Origin of the sequence: Psychroserpens sp. NJDZ02 (assembly GCF_004843725.1) — a bacterium.
Classification (GTDB): domain Bacteria; phylum Bacteroidota; class Bacteroidia; order Flavobacteriales; family Flavobacteriaceae; genus Olleya.
Window position 1 is genome coordinate 4,109,258 of the sequence record NZ_CP039451.1, and the last position, 23,206, is coordinate 4,132,463.

The following is a 23,206-nucleotide window of genomic DNA, read 5'->3' on the forward strand; positions in this document are numbered from 1 at the left end:
CCCGCTATTGCAGGATATTTAATTTATTTTTTAAAATTTTCTAATCCCTCTTTCAGCCATTCAAGATACTCGTCTGCACTTGGCGTATATGCTGTTGTATGATTTAAAAGTTCCATTTTATCATTAACCAAAACATAGAATGGTTGCGAATTATTTTGGAAATTTAAAGTTTGTAATGTGGCCCACTTGTCTCCAATGGTCTTAATATTTTTTAAATTACCATTAGCTTTAACAAATTTAAATTGTTCCTCTTTTGGTAATTCTTTTCGGTCATCCACATATAAAGATACAATTATGTATTCGTCTTTTAATATTTGATAAATAGCATCTTGACTCCACACTTGTTCTTCCATTTTTCTACAGTTGACACACGCCCAACCGGTAAAATCTAACATGATTGGTTTGTTTTCTTCTTTTGCAGCTACAAGACCTTCGTCAATATCTTTATAACAATTTAAACCTAACGGACAATCGCTATCTTTCTCATAAAGACTATATGGTAAAGGTGGCGGAAAACCACTAAGTAATTTTAAGTTAGCATATTTTGTATTTGTTAATCCAGGGATTAAGTATATAACAAATGCACCAACTAAAACTGCAAATGATATGCGACTAAAGCTTAACTTTTTTAGTGGACTATCATGCGGAAACTTTATTTTCCCTAATAAATATAGCAATAAACCAATACCTATTATAATCCAAATACCAATAAATACTTCACGCTTTAAAAGCCCCCAATGCTTAACTAAATCTGCATTTGATAAAAACTTAAATGCCATACCTAATTCTAAAAATCCTAAAACTACTTTAACTGAATTTAACCAACCTCCAGATTTTGGTAATGAGTTTAACCATTTTGGAAACATCGCAAACAATGTAAATGGTAATGCTAAAGCAAGTCCAAAACCACTCATTCCTGCAGTTAATTGCATAGCGCCACCGTCACTAGTTAATGACCCTGCTAATAATGACCCTAAAATAGGACCTGTACAAGAAAAAGATACTATTGCTAAAGTTAATGCCATAAAAAATATACCGATAATCCCACCAACTCTAGACGATGTTTCATCCATTTTATTACCCCATGATGCAGGTAAAGTAATCTCGTAAAACCCAAAGAATGAGAATGCAAAAAAGGCTAAGATGAAAAAGAAAACAATATTTAAAATCACATTGGTAGATATTGTATTTAATATTTCTGGATTTAATGAATCTAAAAAGTGAAACGGTAATGATAATAACACGTATATTATTAATATAAAAAGCCCATAAATAATCGCGTTGGCTAATCCTTTTTTAGAATTTTCAGCACTTTTTGTAAAAAAAGATACCGTTAACGGTATCATTGGAAACACACACGGTGTTAACAATGCTATTAAACCACCAATAAATCCAAGAACAAATATCCCGAAGTTAGTCTCTTCTTTAACGTCTTCCTTTTTGTATTTATCCCAACCAGTAACGCCTAAACTAAGTGCTCTTGATTTATCTAAATCCTGTGCATCAATAGCTAAAGTCTCTACAAGACCCTGACTTCCATCAAGATTATTTATAAATTGAAATGAAGTTGGAGCCAAGCATTTTTCGTCATCGCAGGCTTGATAATATGCTTCTGCTTCTATTTTTTTGATAGCAGGATTTAATACTTTAATTTTTTGAGTGAAGATTGCTTGTTTTTCAAAATAAGTAACATCCATTGCAAATGCATTTTCATACTTTGTAATAGTCTGAGACTCCTCTAATTTACCTATAATCTTATAATCGTTATTCTCGTTATCCTTAAAAGTAATCTCAGTTGGAATAGGTCCCATTGGTTCCGTATTATTCTGAGAATAAATATGCCATTTATCTTCTAACGTTGCAGTATAAACTAACTCATAATCAGTATCGTTTACCTTTTTTATTTTCGAAGTCCATTTTACGGGATCAAATATTTTTGAAGTTTTATTTTTTTTTAACTTAAATGTTACAATTTCGCTTTCAAAAATACATTTTGTGTCATCACACGCTTGAAAACTAATTTCAGCCTCAATTGAGGAGATATTTGGATTTGTAACTTTTATTTTTTGAGTGAATGTCGCCGCATTATCAAAATAAGACAACTCCATTTGAAATACTTTATCAAATTCAGTAATACTCTCACTTTCCACAGCGTTACCAACTAACTCAAAATCATTATTTAAAACATCTTCTTGGTAAAAAAACTCAGTAGGAATTGCACCTCCTTCAGGTAACGTCTGCGAATACACATGCCAATGATCGTCTATATTAGCATTATAAATCAAGTTATATTCTGTGTCAGATATTTTCTTGACCTCAGTTGTCCATTTTACTGGTTTTAATACTTGTGCATTAACACTTAAAACAGTAATAAAAAATAGTATAAAAGCGGTTATATACTTCATTATGATAATTTAATTTTTAGTATTGATTTGGTTTGATTGGTTACTTTAAATCGATCATCTGCACGATGATTAATAACCCAAACTATTTTATCTTGACTACACAATAATAAAACCTTTTTCTTGTCTAACAAAGATAGTTTTTGATCTTTAAAATATTTACTTAACTTCTTTTTTCCTTGCATACCTAAAGGGTAAAAATAGTCGCCTTCCTCCCAATGTCTTACAGTTAATGGTGATTTTAACGTTTCTTTATCAATAAATACTGTCGAGGCGTCTGATTTTTGAATGCTATCTGCTGTTTCAAAAGACAAAACGCCCAACGACACATCTACTTCGTTTTCTAAATTATTGATTACAACTGAAGCGTCATTTTGATGCTGGCTATCCTCCGTTTTTAATTCACTTAAAATTAAAGTCTCTCTATTTTTAAGTAATTGATGCGTTGCAGAAGACACTTGTTTTCCACTTTGTGCAGTCAACAAATTAACAATATCCGTCCATTGGGTAAATCCGTAATCTTTGAATATTTCATATAAATAAGCTTTAGGATTGTTGACTTTAATAAACTCTGATATTTTATAACTTATTTGCGTATCGTCAATATCGATAATTGCACGTTTTAAAACCGCTTGCACACTTTCTTTAACAATATCAGCTGTATCATTAAGATTATTTAATGTGTTTTTAAAATTAGACAATACATTATGATTTAATTCTTTTAAAACGGGAATAACATCATGTCTTAACTTATTACGAAGGTATTTTGTAGACGCATTACTACTATCTTCTCTCCATTGTATTTGATTCGACACCGCAAAATCTGCGATAGTTTCTCTAGAAAATGGCAACAATGGTCTAACAATGTTTTCGTTTATTTCTGGAATACCTTTTAAACCTTCTAAACCTGTTCCTCGAGTCAGGTTAATTAAAAAAGTTTCTAAATTATCATCTGCATGATGAGCAGTTAAAATATACTCAAAATCTAGATTCTCAGCTAACTCCTGAAACCAATCATAACGCAACGTTCTTGCTGCCATTTGGATAGATTCTTTATTACTTTCGGCGTAAGCCTTAGTATCAAAACTTTCAGTAAATACTTCTAATTCTAAACTATCAGCTAAATCTGTAACAAATTTCTCGTCACCATCACTTTCAATACCTCTTAAATTAAAATTACAATGTGCCAATGTAATATCTAAACCAGATGTTTTACACAAATGCGTTAAAATAACACTATCCAAACCTCCTGAAATAGCAAGCAATAGTTTGCTGTTTTTAAGAAAAGGAAGTGTGTTGTTAATGTGATTTTGGAAGTGTTCTAGTAAGTTATAAGGCATAAGTAAAAAGGCATAAATTATACAGCCAACTTTTTTATTAATGAGTTAAGCATTTTTTCTATTTGTAAAGACAGGTGATTAACATCAATTAAGTCATTACTTTTTAAAAACTCTAAATTAATTGCGATTTGTAACTGTGTTTGCATTTCGTATAATGATCCTCTAGAAATATTTAAAAACCAAACATACTCCTTAGTATAATTACGACCATAACCTTCTAAGACAGCACTTCTTTTTATTTGCGAAGTCAAGCCATATTTTTCATCTTCAGGAAATCGCTTCAATAAACGATAAACATGAGTTACCATGTCTACTGATTTTTGCCAAACTATCAAATCTCTATAACTCTTCATTTAACAAATTTACGTTTTTTTATACTAGCGTCTTTTCTTTCTAATTACACCTTTAGCTAATATCTTATGCCTTTATACTAATGCCTTTTGCCTAATTACCACCTTCTAAAACCGTCCTCATGGCTTTCGCTTTAAGCAAACATTCTTCATATTCGTTTAAAGGATCTGATTTTGCAGTAATGGCACCTCCAACCGAGTATGACACGTACTTATTACTGGCATTATATAAAATACTGCGGATAACGACATTAAAGTCAAAGTCGCCTGTTGGCGAAATATAGCCGACTGCACCAGAGTATAAACCCCGTTTAGTTTCCTCTAAGGTTTCAATAATTTTCATTGCCGAAATTTTTGGAGCTCCAGTCATACTTCCCATAGGAAACGTACTTTTAATAATATCTATTGGATGTGTGTTTTCGGCTACTTGAGAGGTTACTGTGGATATCATTTGATGTACTTGATCAAAGGTGTAAATCTTACATAACTCCTCCACCTTTACGCTCCCTTTTGTTGCGGTTTGTGATAAGTCATTACGCACCAAATCTACAATCATCACGTTTTCGCTACGCTCCTTTTGATCCGTAATCAAGTTGTTTTTTAAAATAGAATCCAATATAAAATCATCCTCACGTTTTGCGGTCCCTTTTATAGGTTGTGATATTATTTTAGTGCCCTCTTTTTTAATGTAACGCTCTGGTGACGCCGACATCAAATATTTATCATTCAGTTTTAAAAACGTCGCAAATGGTGGTTTTGATATGGCATTAAGTTTATTATAAATCTCTAACGGATTTATAACGGTGTCCTCTGCATAAAACTCTTGACAAAAATTAGCCTCGTAAATATCACCTCTACGTATGTGACTCAGCATGGTTTTGATCTTATCAAAATACGCGTCTTTATGTATTCTGAGTTGAATTTTAATTGGGTCGTTTTCAATCGGCTGATTGTCACATTCGTCGTCCTTGTAATGACGTATTGCATTTAAATCGGTTTCCACTTCATCATCAACCATTTTTAAATACTGCAATTCCACAGTGTCACCTTTAATTAAAAAGATTTTTTTAGGTTGAAAAAAATATAAATCAGGAAATGCTAAACCATCATAATTAGCAGATTTTAAAGGCTCTACATCATTTTTTAAATCGTAAGACAAATAGCCAAAAACCCAATCGTTAGCTAAGGTTTGATATTCTTTAAACTGTGCAAACGCATTCTTATAATCCGTTTGAAATCCTGTAAAGGCATCTACAGCCAACACAGCGTCGTAACTAGAGTACTGTTGTTGGTAATTATTAGAATCTAACCAAACGACATCATCAAATTGCTGGCTCCAAGACAATAAATTTTGCTTGAAGTCCTCAGGATTAGTCAGTTTATGTTTTGTCGTTGTTCTCACTATAAAAATGTTGCGTAAAGTTAAACAGAAATGTTAAAAAAACGAGTATTTTAGTCATGAGATTAAATATAAAACAGATGTTTCAACTATCAAATGAGGTATTAAAAATTTCGGTTAAACCGAAAGGCGCAGAATTATGCGGAATTGCTTCCGTTAAAAATGACAATCAATTTATGTGGCATGCAGACCCTAACATTTGGGGAAGCTATGCACCCAATTTGTTTCCTATAATTGGTGCTTTAAAAAATGATGAATACACCTTTGAAGGTAAAACATACACATTACCAAAACATGGGTTTACGCGACATAGTGATGCTATCAGACTAATAGATCAAACTAAAAACAGTTTGACCTTTAGTTTAATGTATAATGTCGATTTACTGAAACAGTTTCCTTTTAAGTTTGAATTTTTAATCACTTACACTTTAATTAATAATACCTTACAAATAAATCACACGGTTAAAAACTTAGATAACCAAACCATTTATTTTAGTATTGGTGGACATCCTGCTTTTAAATGTCCTGTTTATAAAAATGAAAATTATACCGATTATAGCCTTGTTTTTGAAACTGACGAAACAGCTCAAACCTATCTATTAAATATGGATAACGGTTTAGTTACCAATCAAACAAAACCTGCTTTTGATACTAAAAACAGCATCCATTTAAGACCGGATTTATTTACTGAAGACGCGCTTATTTTCAAGGATTTACAATCGAGACAAGTCGCTTTAGTTAGTAAAACTCATGGCGAAATACTAAATGTGACCTTTAAAGACTTTAATTATTTAGGTATTTGGGCAAAACCAAAGGCACCTTACGTTTGTATCGAACCTTGGTTAGGTATTGCTGACGCTGAAAACACCTCACAAAAACTAACCGAAAAAGAAGGCATTATCAAATTACCAAAAAACGAAACCTTTAATGCAAGTTACAGTATACAAATACATGAGCATCATTTAGGGTAAACAAAATATTAGTAGTAATTTTGTAGGCTAAAATAATACGTTTTGAGCTTTAGAGATTTAAATTTAAATACCCCTTTATATAACGCAATTGACGACCTAGGTTTTACACAGCCAACTCCAATACAAGCAGAAGCTTTTAATGTAGTTGCAAGTGGTAAAGATATGGTTGGTATTGCACAAACTGGTACAGGTAAAACTTTTGCCTATATGTTACCAATACTTAAAAACCTAAAATTTTCTAAGCAAGAAAACCCTCGTGTTTTAATTTTAGTCCCTACTAGAGAATTAGTAGTGCAAGTAGTTGACGAAATTGAAAAGTTAGCAAAATATATAAATACACGTGTGCTTGGTGTTTATGGAGGTACAAACATTAACACGCAAAAACAAGCAGTTGCTCAAGGTCAAGATATTATTGTTGCAACACCAGGACGTTTATACGATTTAGCGGTTAGTCGCGTACTACAACTTAAGTCTTTAGAGCGTTTAGTTATTGATGAAGTAGATGTTATGTTGGATTTAGGGTTCAGACACCAATTAATTAACATTTTTGATATCCTTCCAGAACGTAGACAAAACATTATGTTTTCTGCAACAATGACGGATGATGTTGACGAATTAATCACTGATTTTTTCACGGCACCACAAAAAGTATCTATTGCTATTTCTGGTACACCTTTAGAAAACATATCACAAACAAAATATAGTGTTCCTAATTATTATACTAAACTTAATTTATTAGTACACTTATTTCAGGATGCCGAAACCTACAACAAAGTATTAGTTTTTGTATCCAATAAACGTATGGCCGATCGGCTTTTTGAAGCTTTAGACGAGTTTTTTAATGAAGAATTATGTGTTATACACTCTAACAAAACTCAGAATTACAGATTACGTAGTATCGAGCAGTTTAGAGAAGGTGTTAACCGTATTTTAGTAGCAACGGACGTTATGGCTCGTGGTTTAGATATCGATAATGTATCACACGTTATTAACTTTGATACGCCTGATTATCCAGAAAACTACATGCACAGAATAGGTAGAACTGGTCGTGCGGAACGCGAAGGGCAAGCTATTGTATTTTCTACAGTAAAAGAACAAGTTGGTCTTGAAAAGATAGAGACGTTAATGCAAATGGAAATTCCTGAATTGGAAATCCCAGAAGCTGTTGTTATTTCTACTGAGTTGATTGAGGAAGAACGCACTGTAATTAAAGAACGTAACAATCCAACCAAACGAAACGATATTGATGCTCCTGGACCTGCTTTTCATGAAAAATCAGAAAAAAACAGTAAAGAAAATTTAGGTGGTAGTTACAAATTCAAAATTGCTGCCAAATACAAAAAGCCTAAAACTAGAGGTGATAAAAATTACAATAAGCGTAACAATAAGAAATAAGAAACACTTAGAGAGTGTCATAAAAAAAGCGAACCATTTGGTTCGCTTTTTTATTGCAATATATTTCCTTTTTAAACTCGATTTAAAACCAATAATTTTCTAGGTTAATGTCTCGTTTAACGCATCATTAAACCTCACAAAAACCCCATTAAGAATATGAGGTCAACTTAAAGAATGTCTACAATTATATATAGATATAACTGTTCTTTAGCGATTAAATATAATGTAATGCTTATTTAATATGCATCTACTCTTTCTCATAAATAGTATCATATAACGCTATTGTACCACTTTTTCCTTTAGGACCTTTACCTCTAAACCGTTTAACTAATAATTCTTCGCCAGTAATCCCGTCTAATTCTATACTAAATTGACCTATTAGATCTTTGTATTTACCTATAAATTCCAATTGCCAATAAGGTCCTTTTCTAACGAATTTAGACGTTTTTTTTTCATTGAATCTTCTAATACTTATTATATTTTTTTTCAAATCTTCAACTTCATGAGCCATTAAAAAAGCTTCAATATCTTTCCAAGTGAACTTAAAAGGCTCGTCATGATCAATTATATTAATCAAATTACTATTCTTATCATACTCTTTTAGTTCTCCTTTTAGAAATGAATTAGGATAACGTTTAACAGAAGCTTTTAGGTTTCCATTTTTATGATAAGATTTAAAGTCTTCAAAAACAGAAGTGTCTGATTGTATTACTTCGATATATTCATCTTTGAGTTCTCTATGACTTACAGTAGTTGTTTCATTTAACTTAAAACTAAACTGATTTAAGTCGTTTTTATTCAAATTGAATTTTTTAATATCGAAAACATTTATAATTGTATCTTGTTTATTAAGGTAATTATCCTTTCTTGGATTATTTTGCGCTATGCCATTATTTAACGCTGCAAATATTATAATACAGAGTAAGTGTCTCATAATTATATTCTTTATCTCAATTATTTTCAAATAATTTCTACTATCTATCGCTTAAGATAAAGTTATTGTTTAATTAAAAGACTCTAACGTATTATTCTGTAAAATTTCTTTTGTGACATATTGCAGTAAAATAAAACAAACCACTAAAGATTTTAGAATTTAAAATCTACTAAGTATAAATTTTTATTCTTTTGGCATACCCTCAATATAGTAAATAGTCTCGGTTAAATCTCCTTGTTCATTAAATTGAATCCATTCGCCTTCCTTTTTGCCATTTTGATAATTACCTTCTTCTTTTAGTATTCCAGTTTTGTAATAAAAACCTTTATATCTACCATTACCTGCACTGCCAAAAGTTGTTTTATAAATCAAGTCTCCATTTACATTATACACCCTATATCTACCTATTACTAAACCATTTTTATAATTAATGGTTTGAACTAACTTATTGTTAAATTCGGTTTTCCAGAATCCATTTTTGTAACCATGACTAAAAAAACCTTGAGTTGTAATACCTGTTGATTCTCCTTTAAAAAATAAACCCATTTTTTTTCTAAAATCTCTAGAATCTAATTTAGTAGATTCATTTTCAATTCTTTCTATTATTTTATATTCTACATTATAAAGTTTTTTTTGCATTTTAATAAAACTATAATGCTTCACCCCATCTGTAATTTGAGTTTTCAACTGAAATGAACTGATTCGGATAATTGGAGTTTTTGGTTCTTCTTTTGTTTTTTGTCCAAATGAATAAATACAAAATATTAATAGAATTAAAGTAATTGGTGTTTTCATGTTTTTTACTAATAATAGCATTCAAAATGAGCGGAGTATTCCTCATCTGTATTGTACTGAGTAATAATTAATTTATCAGGATTATGATAATTGTAAATGGTTATCATGGAGTTTCCATATGTTATATCCTGAAACACCGATCTATCTAGTTTATCGTTTTTGTACGTGTAGAGAAATTTAAAATGAAAACTTATATCATCCTTATTGTCTTTAGCTCGACCAATAACTTCAATAGTTGTCATTCTATTGTTAACATAAGTAAAGCTTGTTTCTTGAACGATATAATAGGGGTCCGTTACATCAGTTGTTGTTATTTTTTTAATCCGTGAATTATCATCCCATTCATAATAATACTCAAGATTCCCCTTATCTATGACTGTAAGTTGTTGTTTTTTATCATATTTCAGATTAAAAGTTGAAAATATTGAATCTTTATCATTAGTGTAATCTATAGTCTTTATTTTATTAAATTTATTATAAGAAAGTATTATACTATATTCTTCACGTGTATCCTTAATCTTTATCTCTTTAGGTCTAATTGTATCAGAATACTTATAACTTGAGCTTTCTATTTCATAGCACTCTTTGTTTATATTCTGTCCGCCATAAAGATGACCATTACCTTTAAAATCTACATTTATTAAACGACCAAAATCATCATAATAAGAGACGTATTTCACCCTATCGTTCTGTGGCTTATCATTATCAACAGACTTAATTTTAGAAAAAGGAACTTTATCAACCCCTACAATTGTTTGGGTGATAAAGTCATACCTACCAAGCTCGCATAGTCTTTGACTACATGCAGTTAAAGAGCTTAAAACTATTAAAAAATTTAAAAGTGTTTTCATGTATTTTATTGACTATTTTACAAGGATAAATCCTTAAAAATTCTATTACGGCTGTTTCTAAATCGAAAGTATAAAGCAGACTATCGCTCTTTAAATGTGTCGACCTGTATCTATAATTTTAGAACTTATAATCGTTCCCGTTTCTGCTTCAAGTATCAAATGTATTGCTTTATCCTTATTATTAAATTCTTCAGGCTTAAATACAATTACCCAAACACATTCCTCATCTTTATCGTTTCTAAAAACATCAATTATTTCCTCTTTTTCTATCTCTTTTTCTTTTAAAAATGATGTAACATCTTCCCAACTAAATGTATAACACTTGTCATAATCTTCATAGTTTGCTATAGTACCATCCTCATTAAAATAATACCTAATACCAATAGAAAAATTAGATTTGTAAGACCTTCCTACTGACTTAAGATATCCTGAACTGTTATAAATATACCTTGTTTTAAAAAGACTCCTCTCACTTGTTATTAACTTGCGATATCCACTTATGTTACCTCCTGATATCTCGATAAATGTACCATCTTTAAATTTTTGTCCATAGTAGTAATTTATCGTTCTAGTATATAGACCTTCTTTATAGTCACTTGATTTACTCTGGGAACCAATCTTTTCTAATCTTACAATATCTAATTTTCCATTTTCGATAAAAAAGGTGTCCTTTTTTTTAATTTGATATCCTTGCTTTTTTATTTCTTGATCGCTTAAAGGTGTAGATTTTTTTTTAATTATAATATCTTTTTTAGTTTGTTCTCCACAGCTTACTGCAAAAAACATCAATAGACTAGTGATTAGCGTTTTCATATATTGTTTATTAATAATAGCATTCATAATGACTCTCATAAACACCTTTACTATCGTAATCAGTGATAATTAATTTATCTTCGTTATCATAATTGTAAATAGTCATATCGGACCTTCCATAGGTAATATTGCTGTACATAATCTTATCTAATTTATCGTTTTTATAAGTGTAGGAATACTTACTACATAAAATTATATCATCTTTATTATCTTTAGACCGAGCAGTAAATTTAATAGTTGCCATTCTATTGTTAACATAATCAAAACTGTATTCGTAAATTGTATAAAAGAGATCAGGTATTGTTATTTTTTTTATACGAGAACTATTATCCCACTCGTAATAATATTTAATAGCCCCCTTATTCACCACCGTCAATTGGTTTTTCTCATTATATTCTAGATTAAAGGTTGAACCTATTACCCCCTTACCATCAGTATACTCTAACTTTTTTATTTTATTAAATTTATTATAATAAAGCATGTAACTATACTCCTCACTTGTATTTTTAACCTTTATCTCTTTAGGAATAATAGTATCGGAATACCTATAACTAACATTTTCTACTTCATAACAACCGGTTTTTATATTTTCTCGACCATACACATGACCATTACCTTTAAAATCTACATTTATTAAACGACCAAAATCATCATAGTAATACACATATCTAACCCTTTCCTTAAAAGGTTTATTATTATTAACACGCTTTATTTTAGAAAAAGATACCTTATCAACCCCTATAATTGTGTGAGTAAAAAAATCATATTTTCCAAATTCACATAGTCTTTGACTATGTATACTTAAAGAACTTATAACTATTAAAAATTTAAAAAGTGTTTTCATGTATTTTTACTAATAATAGCATTCATAGTGCCCCCAATAAACACCTTCACCCGAGTATTTAGTTATAATTAATTTGTCTTCATGGTCATAATTGTATAGACGCATATCGGAACCACCATACAAAATATTCTTAAACACAATTTTATCTAATTTATCATTTTTATACGTGTAGAAATACTTACCATGCATAACTATATAATCTTTATCTTCTTTATTGCGCCTAGTATATGTAATAGTTTCAATTCTATCATTAACATAAGTAAAATCATATTCTTTTACTGTATAAAAGGGATCGGGTATTGATATTTTTTTTATGTGTGAATTAGCATCCCACTCATAATAATTTTTAAGATTGCCCTTATCTATTAATGTCAGTTGTTTTTTACTATTATACTCCAAATTAAAACTTGAAAGTTCCCTTCCCTTGTTATCACTATACTTTATATATTTTATTTTATTAAATTTATTATAAGAAAGCAAAATACTATATTCCTTACGTGTGTCTTTGACCTTTATCTCTTTAGGAACAATAGTATCAGAATACTCATAACTAGAACTTTCTATTTCATAACAACCTGTTTCTACATCTTCACCTGTAAAAATATAACCATTACCTTTAAAATCTACATTTATTAAACGACCAAAATCATCATAGTAATACACATATCTAACCCTTTCCTTAAAAGGTTTATTATTATTAACACGCTTTATTTTAGAAAAAGATACCTTATCAACCCCTATAATTGTGTGGGTAATAAAATCATACTCACCAAGTTCACATAGTCTTTGACTATACACACTTAAAGAACTTAAGACTATTAAAAATTTTAAAAGTGATTTCATGTTTTTTACTAATAATAGCATTCATAATGATTCCTATAAACACCTTTACTATTGTAATTAGTGATAATTAATTTGTCTTCATTATCATAATTATATACACGCATATCTGACCATCCAAAAGTAATATTCTTAAACACAATTTTATCTATTTCACCATTTTTGTAAGTGTATAGAAACTTACCTTCAAGACTTATATGATCTTTATTTTTTTTAGACCGACCAGTGTATACAACATTTTCGATTCTATCGTTAACATAAGTAAAGCTATATTCGTTAATTGTATAAAAGGGATCTGGCATTGTTATTTTTTTTATACGTGATTGATCATCCCAGTCATAATAATTATTATACCCTTTATCTATTAATGTCAATTGATTTTTATTATCATATTCAAAATTAAAACTTGAAAATTTTTCTCCCTTATCATCAGTATACTCCATAGTTTTTATTTTATTAATTTTATTATAAGAAATCATAATACTATATTCCTTGCGAGTATCTTTAACCTTTATCTCTTTAGGAGCAATAGTATCCGAATACTTATAACTAGCATTTTCTATTTCATAACAACCTGTTTCTACATCTTCTCCTCCATAAAGATGACCATTAGACTTAAAATCTACATTTATTAAGCGACCAAAATCATCATAGTAATACACATATCTAACCCTTTCCTCAACAGCCCTATCATTATCAACAAGCCTAATTTTAGAAAAAGACACTCTATCAATCCCGATAATTGTGTGGGTAATAAAATCATAATTGCCAAGTTCGCACAGTCTTTGACTATACACACTTAAAGAACTTAGAACTATTAGAAATTTAAAAAGTACTTTCATCTGTTTTCCTTAATAATAGCATTCATAATGATATTCGTAAATACCTTGCTCATCGTAATAAGTAATAATTACTTTGTCATCGTTGTCATAATTGTATAAACGATAACTAGAACCTCCAAATTTAATATTTGTATACTCAACTTTATCTAATTTATCATTTTTATAACTAAACACATAAATACCCTCAAAAGCTATTTCCTCTTTATTGTCTTTAAGCCGTCCAATACTGGTAATAGTAGCTAATCTATTGTCAACATAAGTGAAGTTATATTCATTAACTAGATAAAAAGTATCTGCACTTCCTATCGACATTTTTTTTATCCGTGATTTATTATCCCACTCATAATAATAACCAAAATCTTTATCTATTGATTTAAGCTGATTTTTCTTATCATATTCAAAATTATAAGTTAAAAATATTTCCCCTTTATCATCAGTATAATCAATAGATTTTGTTTTATTCAATTTATTATACGTAAGCTGTAAACTATAATCTTCTTGAATACCATTAGTTACTTTAATCTCTTTCATTTTAATCTCCTTAGGAACAACAGAATCTGAATACGTATAAACAACCTCATCAAAATGACGACATCCTTCACCAAACCTTTCATAACCGTAAACAAAACCTTTATTGTCTATAGCAATTACTCGCCCAAAATCGTCATAGTGAATAACAGATCGAATACGTTTATTAAGTGGCTCTGTGCTAATCACATATTTAATCTTAGAATAAGGAGATTTTTCAACACCTTCTATTGTATTGGTAATAAAGTTATACGTACCAATATCGCATACTATCTGACCATGTATACTTAGAGAGCTTAAGACTATAAAAAAAATAAAAAGCGTTTTCATGTGTTTTCCTTAATAATAGTACTCTAAATGATGTTTATAAACACCTTCACTATCGTAATAAGTAATAATTACTTTGTCATCGTTATCATAATTGTAATCACGATAACTAGAACCTTCTGACTTAATATTAGTATACTCAACTTTATCTAACCTATCATTTTTATATGTATAAATATAGATAGAATAAGTCCTTATTTCATCTATACTATGTTTAAAACGACTAATATGAATTACAGATGCTAATCTATTATCAACATAGGTGAATTTATACTCTCGAACAATATAAAAAGGATCTGGTATCGTTATTTTTTTTATCCGTGATTTATTATCCCATTCATAATAATAACCATAATCTTTATCTATTGATGTCAGTTGGTTTTTCTTATCATATTCAAAATTAATACTTGAAAACAATTCTCCTTTACTATCAATATAATCAATAGATTTTGTTTTATTCAATGTATTATAATGAAACCTTAAACTATATTCCATTTGACTGTCTTGGTATTGATTATTCTCTTTAATCTTGACCTCCTTAGGTATAATAGAGTCTGAATATGTATAAATAGCTTTATCTAATTCTTTACAGCCCTCAATCAGATTTTCAATACTATAACCATTACCTTTAGAGTCTATAGTAATCACTCTCCCAAAACGATCATAATTAATAACATATCGAACACGATTCTTAATTGGTTTTGTGTTGTCCACGTATTTAACCTTAGAGTAAGGAAATTTATCAATCCCCTTTATTGTGTTGGAAATAAAATCATATGTACCAAAACCGCATAATTCCTGACTATTAACACTTAAAGAGCTTAGAACTATTAAAAATTTAAAAAGTATTTTCATCTGTTTTCCTTAATAATAGCATTCATAATGACTCTCATAAAGACCTTTACTCGAGTATCTGGTAATAATTAATTTATCTTCATTTTCATAATTGTATAAACGCGTATTGGACCATCCAAATGCAGTATTATTAAACACAATTTTATCTAATTTATCATTTTTGTAAGTGTAAGAGTACTTCCCATGATAAGGTATATCATCTTTATCATCTTTATACCGTCCAATATATTCAATAGTTGCTATTCTATTGTTAACATAAGTAAAGCTGTATTCGTTAATTAGATAAAAGAGATCAGGCATTGTAATTTTTTTTAGACGTGAATTAGCATCCCACTCGTAATAATATTTAATATATCCCTTATCTATCATTCTCAATTGATTTTTCTCATTATATTCGAGATTAAAGGTTGAACGTATTACCCCTTTATCATCAGTATACTCTATTTTTGAAATTTTATTAAATTTATAGAGGTAGGTATGTAAATTCATACCTTAGAAGTCAACTAATACAGTGTTATTATGAATATATTTAAAGGACAAAACCTTCTAGAGTTTGCCGATCGGTTTAAAACAGACCTAGATTGTAAGAAATACTTAGCAGATATTAAATGGACAGATGGTTTTATATGTACTAAATGTAACCATAAAAAAGCTCAGATAAGAAAGGATTTTTCTCGCACTTGTAATATTTGTTCGCATCAAGAATCAGCAACTTCAAACACACTATTTCACAAAGTAAAATTTGGTATTAGAAAGGCGTTTTTTATTGTTTTTGAAATGAGCACCAGTACCAAAAGTCTTTCGGCAAGCTATGTTGCCGTTCGCTTTAGTGTCACTGAAAAGACCGCTCGTTTATTTATGCTTAAAATCAGAGAAGCTATGCAAAGTAGTGGAAATAGTCCCATGACTGGTATTGTGCACGTTGATGAATTTGTGCTTGGCGGACAAGAAAAAGATAAAGTTGGTAGAAGTTATAATGCGAAGAAAAAAAAGGCTATCACAGCTATTGAGTTAACTGATGATGGGAAAGTAAAAAGAATGTACGCCATGAAAATTGAAGATTTTTCAGCACGTTCGCTTCAATATATTTTTGTAAATCATATTAGCCGAGAAGCTAAAGTGATAACCGATAAATGGAGAGGTTACAGACCTATTGCAAAAGCTTATAATATTACACAAATTGAAAGTAATGGAGGAATGAATTTTAAAGCGCTTCACACCATGATACATCAAATAAAATCATGGATAAGAACAACATATTCTTGGGTAAGTCATTCTAATATTAATAGATACTTTAATGAATTTTGTTTTAGAATTAATCGCTCTCAAAGCAAAGCTACAATATTCAATAACTTAATAACCAAAATGGTCGAAAAAGAAAAAGTTAGTCATAAACAAATTATATGTAACTAACTACTGACCTCTAAAATTTATTATAATATACTATGAAACTATATTCCTCACGCGTATTTTTAACCTTTATCTCTTTAGGAATAATAGTATCGGAATACCTGTAAGTAACATTTTCTACTTCATAACAATCGTTTTCTATATTTTCTCGACCATAAATATGACCATTCCCCTTATAATCTGCATCTATTAAGCGACCAAAATCATCGTAATAATAGATATATCTTACCTTTTGCTTAAGAGGTTTATTGTTATTAACATGCTTTATTTTAGAAAAAGAGACCTTTTCAATCCCGATAATTGTGTGGGTAATAAAATCATACTCACCAAGTTCGCATAATCTTTGACTATAAACACTTAAAGAACTTATAACTATTAAAAATTTAAAAAGACCTTTCATGTATTTTCCTTAATAATAGCATTCATAATGACTCTCATAAACACCTTTACTATCGTATTCAGTTATAATTAATTTATCCTCGTTATCATAATTGTATACACGCATATTGGACCATCCAAATGCAGTATTATTAAACACAATTTTATCTAATTTATCATTTTTGTAAGTGTAAGAATACTTCCCATGATAAGGTATATCATCTTTACTATCCTTATACCGAACAATATATTCAATAGTTGCCATTCTATTGTTAATATAAGTAAAGTTATATTCTGTAATTAGATAAAAGCGATCAGGGATTGTGATTTTTTTTATACGAGAATTATCATCCCACTCGTAATAATATTTAAGATATCCCTTATCTACCATTGTTAATTGATTTTCCTCATTATATTCTAGATTAAAGGTCGAACGTATTTCTCCCTTAGCATCAGTATACTCTATCTTTGTAATTTTATTATATTTATTATAATAGAGCATGTAATTATATTTTTCACGTGTATTTTCAACCTTTATCTCTTTAGGAATAATAGTATCGGAATATTGATAAGTAACATTTTCCACTTCATAACAACCAGTTTCTATATTTTCTCCACCATAAAAATGACCATTACCCTTATAATCAGCATTTATTAAGCGACCAAAATCATCATAGTAATTGATATATCTTACCCTTTCGTTAAGAGGCTCATTGTTATTAACATACTCAATTTTAGAAAAAGAGCCTTTATCAATCCCTATAATTGTATGAGTAATAAAATCATACTCTCCAAGTTCGCATAGTCTTTGACTATACATTTTTATAGAGCTTAGAACTATTAAAAATTTAAAAAATGTTTTCATTTTTTTCACTAATAATAGCATTCATAGTGATATCTATAAACACCTTCACTATCGTAATAAGTAATAATTACTTTGTCTTCGTTATCATAATTGTATAAACGATAACTAGAACTTCCTGTTTTAATATTTGTAAACTCAACTTTATCTAACTTATCGTTTTTATAAATAAACACATAAATCCCTCCAAAACGTATTATCTCTTTATTGTCTTTAAGCCGACTAAGACTAGTAATAAGAACTAATCTATTGTCAACATAGGTAAAATTATATTCATCATTTGAGGCAAAAGGACGCGGTATCGTTATTTTTTTTTTGCGTGATTTATTATCCCACTCATAATAATAACCAAAATCTTTATCTATTGATTTAAGTTGGTTTTTCGTATCATATTCAAAATTATAAGTTGAAAGAACCCCACCCTTATCATCAGTATAATCAATAGATCTTGTTTTATTCAATGTATTATAATGAAACATTAAACTATATTCTTTTTGGACCTCCTGAGATTCGTTAATCTCTTTCACTTTAATCTCCTTAGGAACAATAGAATCTGAATACGTATAAATAAGCTTATCAAGCTTATTATTTGTGTTATTAATTTTGAACCTTAAGCCTTTATAATCTCTAGAAATCACACGCCCAAAACGATCATAATTAACAACATATCGAATACGCTTATTAAGAGGTTTTGTTCTAACAATATAATTAATCTTAGAATAAGGAGATTTTTCAATACCCTCAATTGTATTAGTAATAATATCATATCCACCTATATCGTAAAATTCCTGACTATTAACATTTAAAGAGCTTAGAACTATTAAAAATTTAAAAAGTGTTTTCTTGTTTTATACTAATAATAGCATTCATAGTGCCCATCATAAACACCTTTACCATTGTAATTAGTAATAATTAATTTGTCCTCGTTGTCATAATTGTATACACTTATATTGGAACCACCATATTTAATATTTTCGTGTGTAATTTTATCTAATTTACCATTTTTGTAAGTATAGAAATCCTTACCTTGACTGCGTATTTTATCTTTATTATTTTTTAACCGTCTAGTAAATGTAACAGTTACTATTTTATTGTTAACATAAGTAAAATCGTATTCTTTAACTGAATAAAAGGGATCTTGTATTGTTATTTTTTTTATACAGGAATTATCATCCCACTCATAATAATATTTAATATACCCCTTATTTATCAATGTCATTTGGCTCTTCTTATCATACTCTAGACTAAAGCTAGAAAGCACTGCCCCCTTATCATCAATATACTCTATAGATTTTGTTTTATTAAATTTATTATAATAGAACATAATACTATATTCTTTACGTGAATCTTTAACCTTTATTTCTTTAGGGGCGATAGTATCGGAATACTTATAATTAGCATTTTCTATTTCAGAACAACCTGTTTCTACATCTTCCCCTCCATAGATATTTCCATTACCTCTAAAATCTACATTTATTAAGCGACCAAAATCATCGTAATAATAGATACTTCGAGTCCTTTCCTTAGGAGGTTTATCATTATTAATATACTTAATTTTAGAAAAAGAAACTTTATCAATCCCTATAATTGTGTGAGAAATAAAATCATACTCACCAAATTCACATAGTCTTTGACTATGTATACTTAAAGAACTTAAGACTATTAAAAATTTTAAAAGACATTTCATGTGTTTTTACTAATAATAGCATTCATAGTGCCCCCAATAAACACCTTCACCCGAGTATTTAGTTATAATTAATTTATCTACGTTATCATAATTGTATATCGTCGTATGAGAACCACCATACTTTATATTCTTAAACACAATTTTATCTAATTTATCATTTTTATAAGTGTAGAGATACTTAGCATGACTGCGTATCTTATCCTTATTCTTTTTTAATCGTCCCGTTACTGTGACAGTTTCTATTCTATTATTAGCATACTTAAAATCGTACTCCTTAACCATATAAAAGCGATCCGGAATTACAATTTTTTTTATACGAGAATCATCATCCCACTCATAATAATATTCAATATTACCTTTATCTATCTCTGTCAGTTGACCTTTCTTATTATACACTAGATTATAACTTGAACGTACTGCCCCCTTATAATCTATATATTCTATAGATTTTTTTTTATTAAATTTATTATAAGAAAGCAAAATACTATATTCCTTACGTGTGTCTTTGACCTTTATCTCTTTAGGAACAATAGTATCAGAATACTCATAACTAGAACTTTCTATTTCATAACAACCTGTTTCTACATCTTCACCTGTAAAAATATAACCATTACCTTTAAAATCTACATTTATCAAACGTCCAAAATCATCATAGTTATACTCATACCTAAATCTTTCCTTAAGCGATTTATCATTATCAACATACTTAATTTTAGAAAAAGACACTCTATCAACCCCTATAATTGTGTGGGTAATAAAATCATACTCACCAAGTTCACATAGTCTTTGACTATACACGCTTAAAGAACTTATAACTATTAAAAATATAAAAAGACCTTTCATGTGTTTTCTTTAATAATAGCATTCATAATGATTCCTATAAACACCTTTACTATTGTAATTAGTAATAATTAATTTATCTTCATTATCATAATTATATACACGCATATCTGACCATCCAAAAGTAATATTCTTAAACTCAATTTTATCTATTTTACTATTTTTATAAGTGTATAGAAACTTACCTTCAAGACTTATATGATCTTTATTTTTTTTAGACCGACCAGTGTATACAACATTTTCGATTCTATCGCTAACATAAGTAAAGCTATATTCGTTAATTGTATAAAAGGGATCTGGCATTGTTATTTTTTTTATACGTGATTGATCATCCCAGTCATAATAATAATTATACCCTTTATCTATTAATGTCAATTGATTTTTATTATCATATTCAAAATTAAAACTTGAAAATTTTTCTCCCTTATCATCAGTATACTCCATAGTTTTTATTTTATTAATTTTATTATAAGAAATCATAATACTATATTCCTTGCGAGTATCTTTAACCTTTATCTCTTTAGGAGCAATAGTATCCGAATAGGTATAACTAGCATTTTCTATTTCATAACAACCTGTTTCTAAATCTTCTCCTCCATAAAGATGACCATTAGACTTAAAATCTACATTTATTAAGCGACCAAAATCATCATAGTAATACACATATCTAACCCTTTCCTCAACAGGCCTATCATTATCAACAAGCCTAATTTTAGAAAAAGACACTCTATCAATCCCGATAATTGTGTGGGTAATAAAATCATAATCGCCAAGTTCGCATAGTCTTTGACTATGTACACTTAAAGAACTTATAACTATTAAAAATTTTAAAAAACCTTTCATGTATTTTCCTTAATAATAGCATTCATAATGACATTCGTAAATACCTTGCTCATCGTAAAAAGTAATAATTACTTTGTCTTCGTTATCATAATTGTATAAACGATAACTAGAATTTCCTGTTTTAATATCAGTATACTCAACTTTATCTAACTTATCGTTTATATATATAAACACATCAGTCCCTCCAAAACGTATTATCTCTTTATTGTCTTTAAGCCGACTAAAACATGTAATAGTAGCTAATCTATTGTCAACATAAGTGAAATTATATTCATCATTTGAGGCAAAAGGACGCGGTATCGTTATTTTTTTTATCCGTGATTTATTATCCCATTCATAATAATAACCAAAATCTTTATCTATTGATTTAAGCTGGTTTTTCTTATCATATTCAAAATTATAAGTTGAAAATATTTCTCCTTTATTATCAGTATAATCAATAGATTTTGTTTTATTATGTGTATTATAATGAAACATAAAACTATATTCCTCTTGAGTGCCTTGGTATTCATTAACCTCTTTAATCTTGACCTCCTTAGGTATAATAGAGTCTGAATATGTATAAATAGCTTTATCTAATTCCTTACAGCCTTCAATCAGGTTTTCATTACTATAACCATTACCTTTAGAATCTATAGTAATCACGCGCCCAAAACGATCATAATTAATAACATATTGCACACGATTCTTAATTGGTTTTGTTTTGTCCACGTATTTAACCTTAGAGTAAGGAAATTTATCAATCCCCTTTATTGTGTTGGAAATAAAATCATATGTACCAAAACCGCATAATTCCTGACTATTAACACTTAAAGAGCTTAGAACTATTAAAAATATAAAAAGAGCTTTCATGTGTTTTCTTTAATAATAGCATTCATAATGACTCTCATAAACACCTTTACTATCGTAATCAGTGATAATTAATTTATCTTCGTTATCATAATTGTAAATAGTCATATCGGACTTTCCATAGGTAATATTGCTGTACATAATCTTATCTAATTTATCGTTTTTATAAGTGTAGGAATACGTACTACGTAAAATTATATCATCTTTATTATCTTTAGACCGAGCAGTAAATTTAATAGTTGCGATTCTATTGTTAACATAATCAAAACTGTATTCGTAAATTGTATAAAAGAGATCAGGTATTGTTATTTTTTTTATACGAGAACTATTATCCCACTCGTAATAATATTTAATAGCCCCCTTATTCACCACCGTCAATTGGTTTTTCTCATTATATTCTAGATTAAAGATTGAACCTATTACCCCCTTAGCATCAGTATACTCTATCTTTGTAATTTTATTATATTTATTATAATACAGCATGTAATTATATTTTTCACGTGTATTTTCAACCTTTATCTCTTTAGGAATAATAGTATCGGAATATTGATAAGTAACATTTTCCACTTCATAACAACCAGTTTCTATATTTTCTCCACCATAAAAATGACCATTACCCTTATAATCAGCATTTATTAAGCGACCAAAATCATCATAGTAATTGATATATCTTACCCTTTCGTTAAGAGGCTCATTGTTATTAACATACTCAATTTTAGAAAAAGAGCCTTTATCAATCCCTATAATTGTATTAGTAATAAAATCATACTCTCCAAGTTCGCATAGTCTTTGGCTATGTACACTTAAAGAACTTATAACTATTAAAAATTTAAAAAGACCTTTCATCTGTT

The 23,206-nt window shown here is 28.9% G+C and carries 25 protein-coding genes; 3 read left to right on the forward strand and 22 right to left on the reverse strand.

Going from position 1 to position 23,206, the window contains the following annotated elements; all coding sequences use genetic code 11:
• Positions 1 to 23 precede the first annotated feature (23 nt).
• The 4 genes from E9099_RS18090 to E9099_RS18105 all read right to left on the reverse strand — a co-directional run bounded on the left by E9099_RS18090 (position 24) and on the right by E9099_RS18105 (position 5,494).
• Positions 24 to 2,405, reverse strand: coding sequence for a protein-disulfide reductase DsbD family protein (locus E9099_RS18090; RefSeq protein ID WP_136584909.1), 2,382 nt, complete (start codon positions 2,403 to 2,405; stop codon positions 24 to 26).
• Entirely contained in the window at positions 2,405 to 3,742 is a 1,338-nt protein-coding gene (gene tilS, locus E9099_RS18095; RefSeq protein WP_136584910.1) for a tRNA lysidine(34) synthetase TilS, read from the reverse strand. Before tilS ends, E9099_RS18090 begins: the two co-directional genes overlap by 1 nt.
• A gap of 17 nt (positions 3,743 to 3,759) precedes the next feature.
• Positions 3,760 to 4,095, reverse strand: coding sequence for a four helix bundle protein (locus E9099_RS18100; protein ID WP_136584911.1), 336 nt, complete (start codon positions 4,093 to 4,095; stop codon positions 3,760 to 3,762).
• Between the two features lie 91 nt (positions 4,096 to 4,186).
• A complete protein-coding gene (locus E9099_RS18105) occupies positions 4,187 to 5,494 on the reverse strand; it encodes an anthranilate synthase component I family protein (protein WP_136584912.1) in 1,308 nt (435 codons plus the stop codon).
• Positions 5,495 to 5,550: 56 nt separating this feature from the next.
• On the opposite strand from E9099_RS18105, the gene E9099_RS18110 reads away from it, so the two are divergent.
• Together E9099_RS18110 and E9099_RS18115 are read left to right on the forward strand one after the other, a co-directional pair.
• Complete coding sequence (locus E9099_RS18110; protein WP_240788922.1) at positions 5,551 to 6,462, forward strand: aldose 1-epimerase family protein; 912 nt, start codon at positions 5,551 to 5,553, stop codon at positions 6,460 to 6,462.
• Positions 6,463 to 6,504: 42 nt separating this feature from the next.
• Positions 6,505 to 7,857, forward strand: a complete 1,353-nt coding sequence (locus E9099_RS18115) for a DEAD/DEAH box helicase (protein ID WP_136584914.1) — start codon at positions 6,505 to 6,507, stop codon at positions 7,855 to 7,857.
• 247 nt (positions 7,858 to 8,104) lie between these two features.
• Here the strand turns inward: E9099_RS18115 and E9099_RS18120 are convergent, their stop codons facing one another.
• The 10 genes from E9099_RS18120 to E9099_RS18165 form a co-directional block, all read right to left on the reverse strand.
• Positions 8,105 to 8,791, reverse strand: a complete 687-nt coding sequence (locus E9099_RS18120; RefSeq protein WP_136584915.1) for a hypothetical protein — start codon at positions 8,789 to 8,791, stop codon at positions 8,105 to 8,107.
• A gap of 183 nt (positions 8,792 to 8,974) precedes the next feature.
• Positions 8,975 to 9,586 (reverse strand): toxin-antitoxin system YwqK family antitoxin, encoded by a 612-nt coding sequence (locus E9099_RS18125; RefSeq protein WP_136584916.1) that lies wholly within the window; start codon positions 9,584 to 9,586, stop codon positions 8,975 to 8,977.
• A gap of 8 nt (positions 9,587 to 9,594) precedes the next feature.
• On the reverse strand, positions 9,595 to 10,437 hold the full coding sequence (locus E9099_RS18130; protein WP_136584917.1) for a hypothetical protein: 843 nt from the start codon (positions 10,435 to 10,437) through the stop codon (positions 9,595 to 9,597).
• Positions 10,438 to 10,527: 90 nt separating this feature from the next.
• On the reverse strand, positions 10,528 to 11,250 hold the full coding sequence (locus E9099_RS18135) for a hypothetical protein (RefSeq protein WP_136584918.1): 723 nt from the start codon (positions 11,248 to 11,250) through the stop codon (positions 10,528 to 10,530).
• A 10-nt stretch (positions 11,251 to 11,260) separates the two neighbouring features.
• A complete protein-coding gene (locus E9099_RS18140; RefSeq protein ID WP_136584919.1) occupies positions 11,261 to 12,094 on the reverse strand; it encodes a hypothetical protein in 834 nt (277 codons plus the stop codon).
• A gap of 9 nt (positions 12,095 to 12,103) precedes the next feature.
• Complete coding sequence (locus E9099_RS18145) at positions 12,104 to 12,937, reverse strand: hypothetical protein (RefSeq protein WP_136584920.1); 834 nt, start codon at positions 12,935 to 12,937, stop codon at positions 12,104 to 12,106.
• Between the two features lie 8 nt (positions 12,938 to 12,945).
• Positions 12,946 to 13,776, reverse strand: coding sequence for a hypothetical protein (locus E9099_RS18150; protein WP_136584921.1), 831 nt, complete (start codon positions 13,774 to 13,776; stop codon positions 12,946 to 12,948).
• A gap of 9 nt (positions 13,777 to 13,785) precedes the next feature.
• Positions 13,786 to 14,634: a hypothetical protein gene (locus E9099_RS18155; RefSeq protein WP_136584922.1), complete on the reverse strand. Its 849-nt coding sequence runs from the start codon at positions 14,632 to 14,634 to the stop codon at positions 13,786 to 13,788.
• A gap of 9 nt (positions 14,635 to 14,643) precedes the next feature.
• Positions 14,644 to 15,486: a hypothetical protein gene (locus E9099_RS18160; protein ID WP_136584923.1), complete on the reverse strand. Its 843-nt coding sequence runs from the start codon at positions 15,484 to 15,486 to the stop codon at positions 14,644 to 14,646.
• A 9-nt stretch (positions 15,487 to 15,495) separates the two neighbouring features.
• A complete protein-coding gene (locus E9099_RS18165) occupies positions 15,496 to 15,975 on the reverse strand; it encodes a hypothetical protein (RefSeq protein WP_136584924.1) in 480 nt (159 codons plus the stop codon).
• A gap of 30 nt (positions 15,976 to 16,005) precedes the next feature.
• Between E9099_RS18165 and E9099_RS18170 the strand changes: the two genes are divergently transcribed.
• Positions 16,006 to 16,899, forward strand: coding sequence for an IS1595 family transposase (locus E9099_RS18170; protein WP_136582359.1), 894 nt, complete (start codon positions 16,006 to 16,008; stop codon positions 16,897 to 16,899).
• 10 nt (positions 16,900 to 16,909) lie between these two features.
• Here the strand turns inward: E9099_RS18170 and E9099_RS18175 are convergent, their stop codons facing one another.
• The 8 genes from E9099_RS18175 to E9099_RS18210 all read right to left on the reverse strand — a co-directional run bounded on the left by E9099_RS18175 (position 16,910) and on the right by E9099_RS18210 (position 23,201).
• Positions 16,910 to 17,296, reverse strand: coding sequence for a hypothetical protein (locus E9099_RS18175; protein WP_136584925.1), 387 nt, complete (start codon positions 17,294 to 17,296; stop codon positions 16,910 to 16,912).
• Positions 17,297 to 17,305: 9 nt separating this feature from the next.
• Complete coding sequence (locus tag E9099_RS18180; RefSeq protein ID WP_205961007.1) at positions 17,306 to 18,139, reverse strand: hypothetical protein; 834 nt, start codon at positions 18,137 to 18,139, stop codon at positions 17,306 to 17,308.
• An 8-nt stretch (positions 18,140 to 18,147) separates the two neighbouring features.
• Positions 18,148 to 18,663 (reverse strand): hypothetical protein, encoded by a 516-nt coding sequence (locus tag E9099_RS18185; RefSeq protein ID WP_136584927.1) that lies wholly within the window; start codon positions 18,661 to 18,663, stop codon positions 18,148 to 18,150.
• Between the two features lie 326 nt (positions 18,664 to 18,989).
• Positions 18,990 to 19,823, reverse strand: a complete 834-nt coding sequence (locus E9099_RS18190; protein WP_136584928.1) for a hypothetical protein — start codon at positions 19,821 to 19,823, stop codon at positions 18,990 to 18,992.
• Between the two features lie 9 nt (positions 19,824 to 19,832).
• A complete protein-coding gene (locus E9099_RS18195) occupies positions 19,833 to 20,666 on the reverse strand; it encodes a hypothetical protein (protein WP_136584929.1) in 834 nt (277 codons plus the stop codon).
• Between the two features lie 9 nt (positions 20,667 to 20,675).
• Positions 20,676 to 21,506: a hypothetical protein gene (locus tag E9099_RS18200; protein ID WP_136584930.1), complete on the reverse strand. Its 831-nt coding sequence runs from the start codon at positions 21,504 to 21,506 to the stop codon at positions 20,676 to 20,678.
• A 9-nt stretch (positions 21,507 to 21,515) separates the two neighbouring features.
• Positions 21,516 to 22,358, reverse strand: a complete 843-nt coding sequence (locus E9099_RS18205) for a hypothetical protein (protein WP_136584931.1) — start codon at positions 22,356 to 22,358, stop codon at positions 21,516 to 21,518.
• Between the two features lie 9 nt (positions 22,359 to 22,367).
• Entirely contained in the window at positions 22,368 to 23,201 is an 834-nt protein-coding gene (locus tag E9099_RS18210; RefSeq protein ID WP_136584932.1) for a hypothetical protein, read from the reverse strand.
• Positions 23,202 to 23,206 lie beyond the last annotated feature (5 nt).

What these genes read in the sequence shown, in the direction of transcription:
- E9099_RS18090 (WP_136584909.1), bottom strand. Translation starts at nt 2,405, where the DNA reads ATGAAGTATATAACCGCTTTTATACTATTTTTTATTACTGTTTTAAGT.
- tilS (WP_136584910.1), bottom strand. Translation starts at nt 3,742, where the DNA reads ATGCCTTATAACTTACTAGAACACTTCCAAAATCACATTAACAACACA.
- E9099_RS18100 (WP_136584911.1), bottom strand. Translation starts at nt 4,095, where the DNA reads ATGAAGAGTTATAGAGATTTGATAGTTTGGCAAAAATCAGTAGACATG.
- E9099_RS18110 (WP_240788922.1), top strand. Translation starts at nt 5,551, where the DNA reads ATGAGATTAAATATAAAACAGATGTTTCAACTATCAAATGAGGTATTA.
- E9099_RS18120 (WP_136584915.1), bottom strand. Translation starts at nt 8,791, where the DNA reads ATGAGACACTTACTCTGTATTATAATATTTGCAGCGTTAAATAATGGC.
- E9099_RS18125 (WP_136584916.1), bottom strand. Translation starts at nt 9,586, where the DNA reads ATGAAAACACCAATTACTTTAATTCTATTAATATTTTGTATTTATTCA.
- E9099_RS18130 (WP_136584917.1), bottom strand. Translation starts at nt 10,437, where the DNA reads ATGAAAACACTTTTAAATTTTTTAATAGTTTTAAGCTCTTTAACTGCA.
- E9099_RS18135 (WP_136584918.1), bottom strand. Translation starts at nt 11,250, where the DNA reads ATGAAAACGCTAATCACTAGTCTATTGATGTTTTTTGCAGTAAGCTGT.
- E9099_RS18140 (WP_136584919.1), bottom strand. Translation starts at nt 12,094, where the DNA reads ATGAAAACACTTTTTAAATTTTTAATAGTTATAAGTTCTTTAAGTATA.
- E9099_RS18145 (WP_136584920.1), bottom strand. Translation starts at nt 12,937, where the DNA reads ATGAAATCACTTTTAAAATTTTTAATAGTCTTAAGTTCTTTAAGTGTG.
- E9099_RS18150 (WP_136584921.1), bottom strand. Translation starts at nt 13,776, where the DNA reads ATGAAAGTACTTTTTAAATTTCTAATAGTTCTAAGTTCTTTAAGTGTG.
- E9099_RS18155 (WP_136584922.1), bottom strand. Translation starts at nt 14,634, where the DNA reads ATGAAAACGCTTTTTATTTTTTTTATAGTCTTAAGCTCTCTAAGTATA.
- E9099_RS18160 (WP_136584923.1), bottom strand. Translation starts at nt 15,486, where the DNA reads ATGAAAATACTTTTTAAATTTTTAATAGTTCTAAGCTCTTTAAGTGTT.
- E9099_RS18165 (WP_136584924.1), bottom strand. Translation starts at nt 15,975, where the DNA reads ATGAATTTACATACCTACCTCTATAAATTTAATAAAATTTCAAAAATA.
- E9099_RS18170 (WP_136582359.1), top strand. Translation starts at nt 16,006, where the DNA reads ATGAATATATTTAAAGGACAAAACCTTCTAGAGTTTGCCGATCGGTTT.
- E9099_RS18175 (WP_136584925.1), bottom strand. Translation starts at nt 17,296, where the DNA reads ATGAAAGGTCTTTTTAAATTTTTAATAGTTATAAGTTCTTTAAGTGTT.
- E9099_RS18180 (WP_205961007.1), bottom strand. Translation starts at nt 18,139, where the DNA reads ATGAAAACATTTTTTAAATTTTTAATAGTTCTAAGCTCTATAAAAATG.
- E9099_RS18190 (WP_136584928.1), bottom strand. Translation starts at nt 19,823, where the DNA reads ATGAAATGTCTTTTAAAATTTTTAATAGTCTTAAGTTCTTTAAGTATA.
- E9099_RS18195 (WP_136584929.1), bottom strand. Translation starts at nt 20,666, where the DNA reads ATGAAAGGTCTTTTTATATTTTTAATAGTTATAAGTTCTTTAAGCGTG.
- E9099_RS18200 (WP_136584930.1), bottom strand. Translation starts at nt 21,506, where the DNA reads ATGAAAGGTTTTTTAAAATTTTTAATAGTTATAAGTTCTTTAAGTGTA.
- E9099_RS18205 (WP_136584931.1), bottom strand. Translation starts at nt 22,358, where the DNA reads ATGAAAGCTCTTTTTATATTTTTAATAGTTCTAAGCTCTTTAAGTGTT.
- E9099_RS18210 (WP_136584932.1), bottom strand. Translation starts at nt 23,201, where the DNA reads ATGAAAGGTCTTTTTAAATTTTTAATAGTTATAAGTTCTTTAAGTGTA.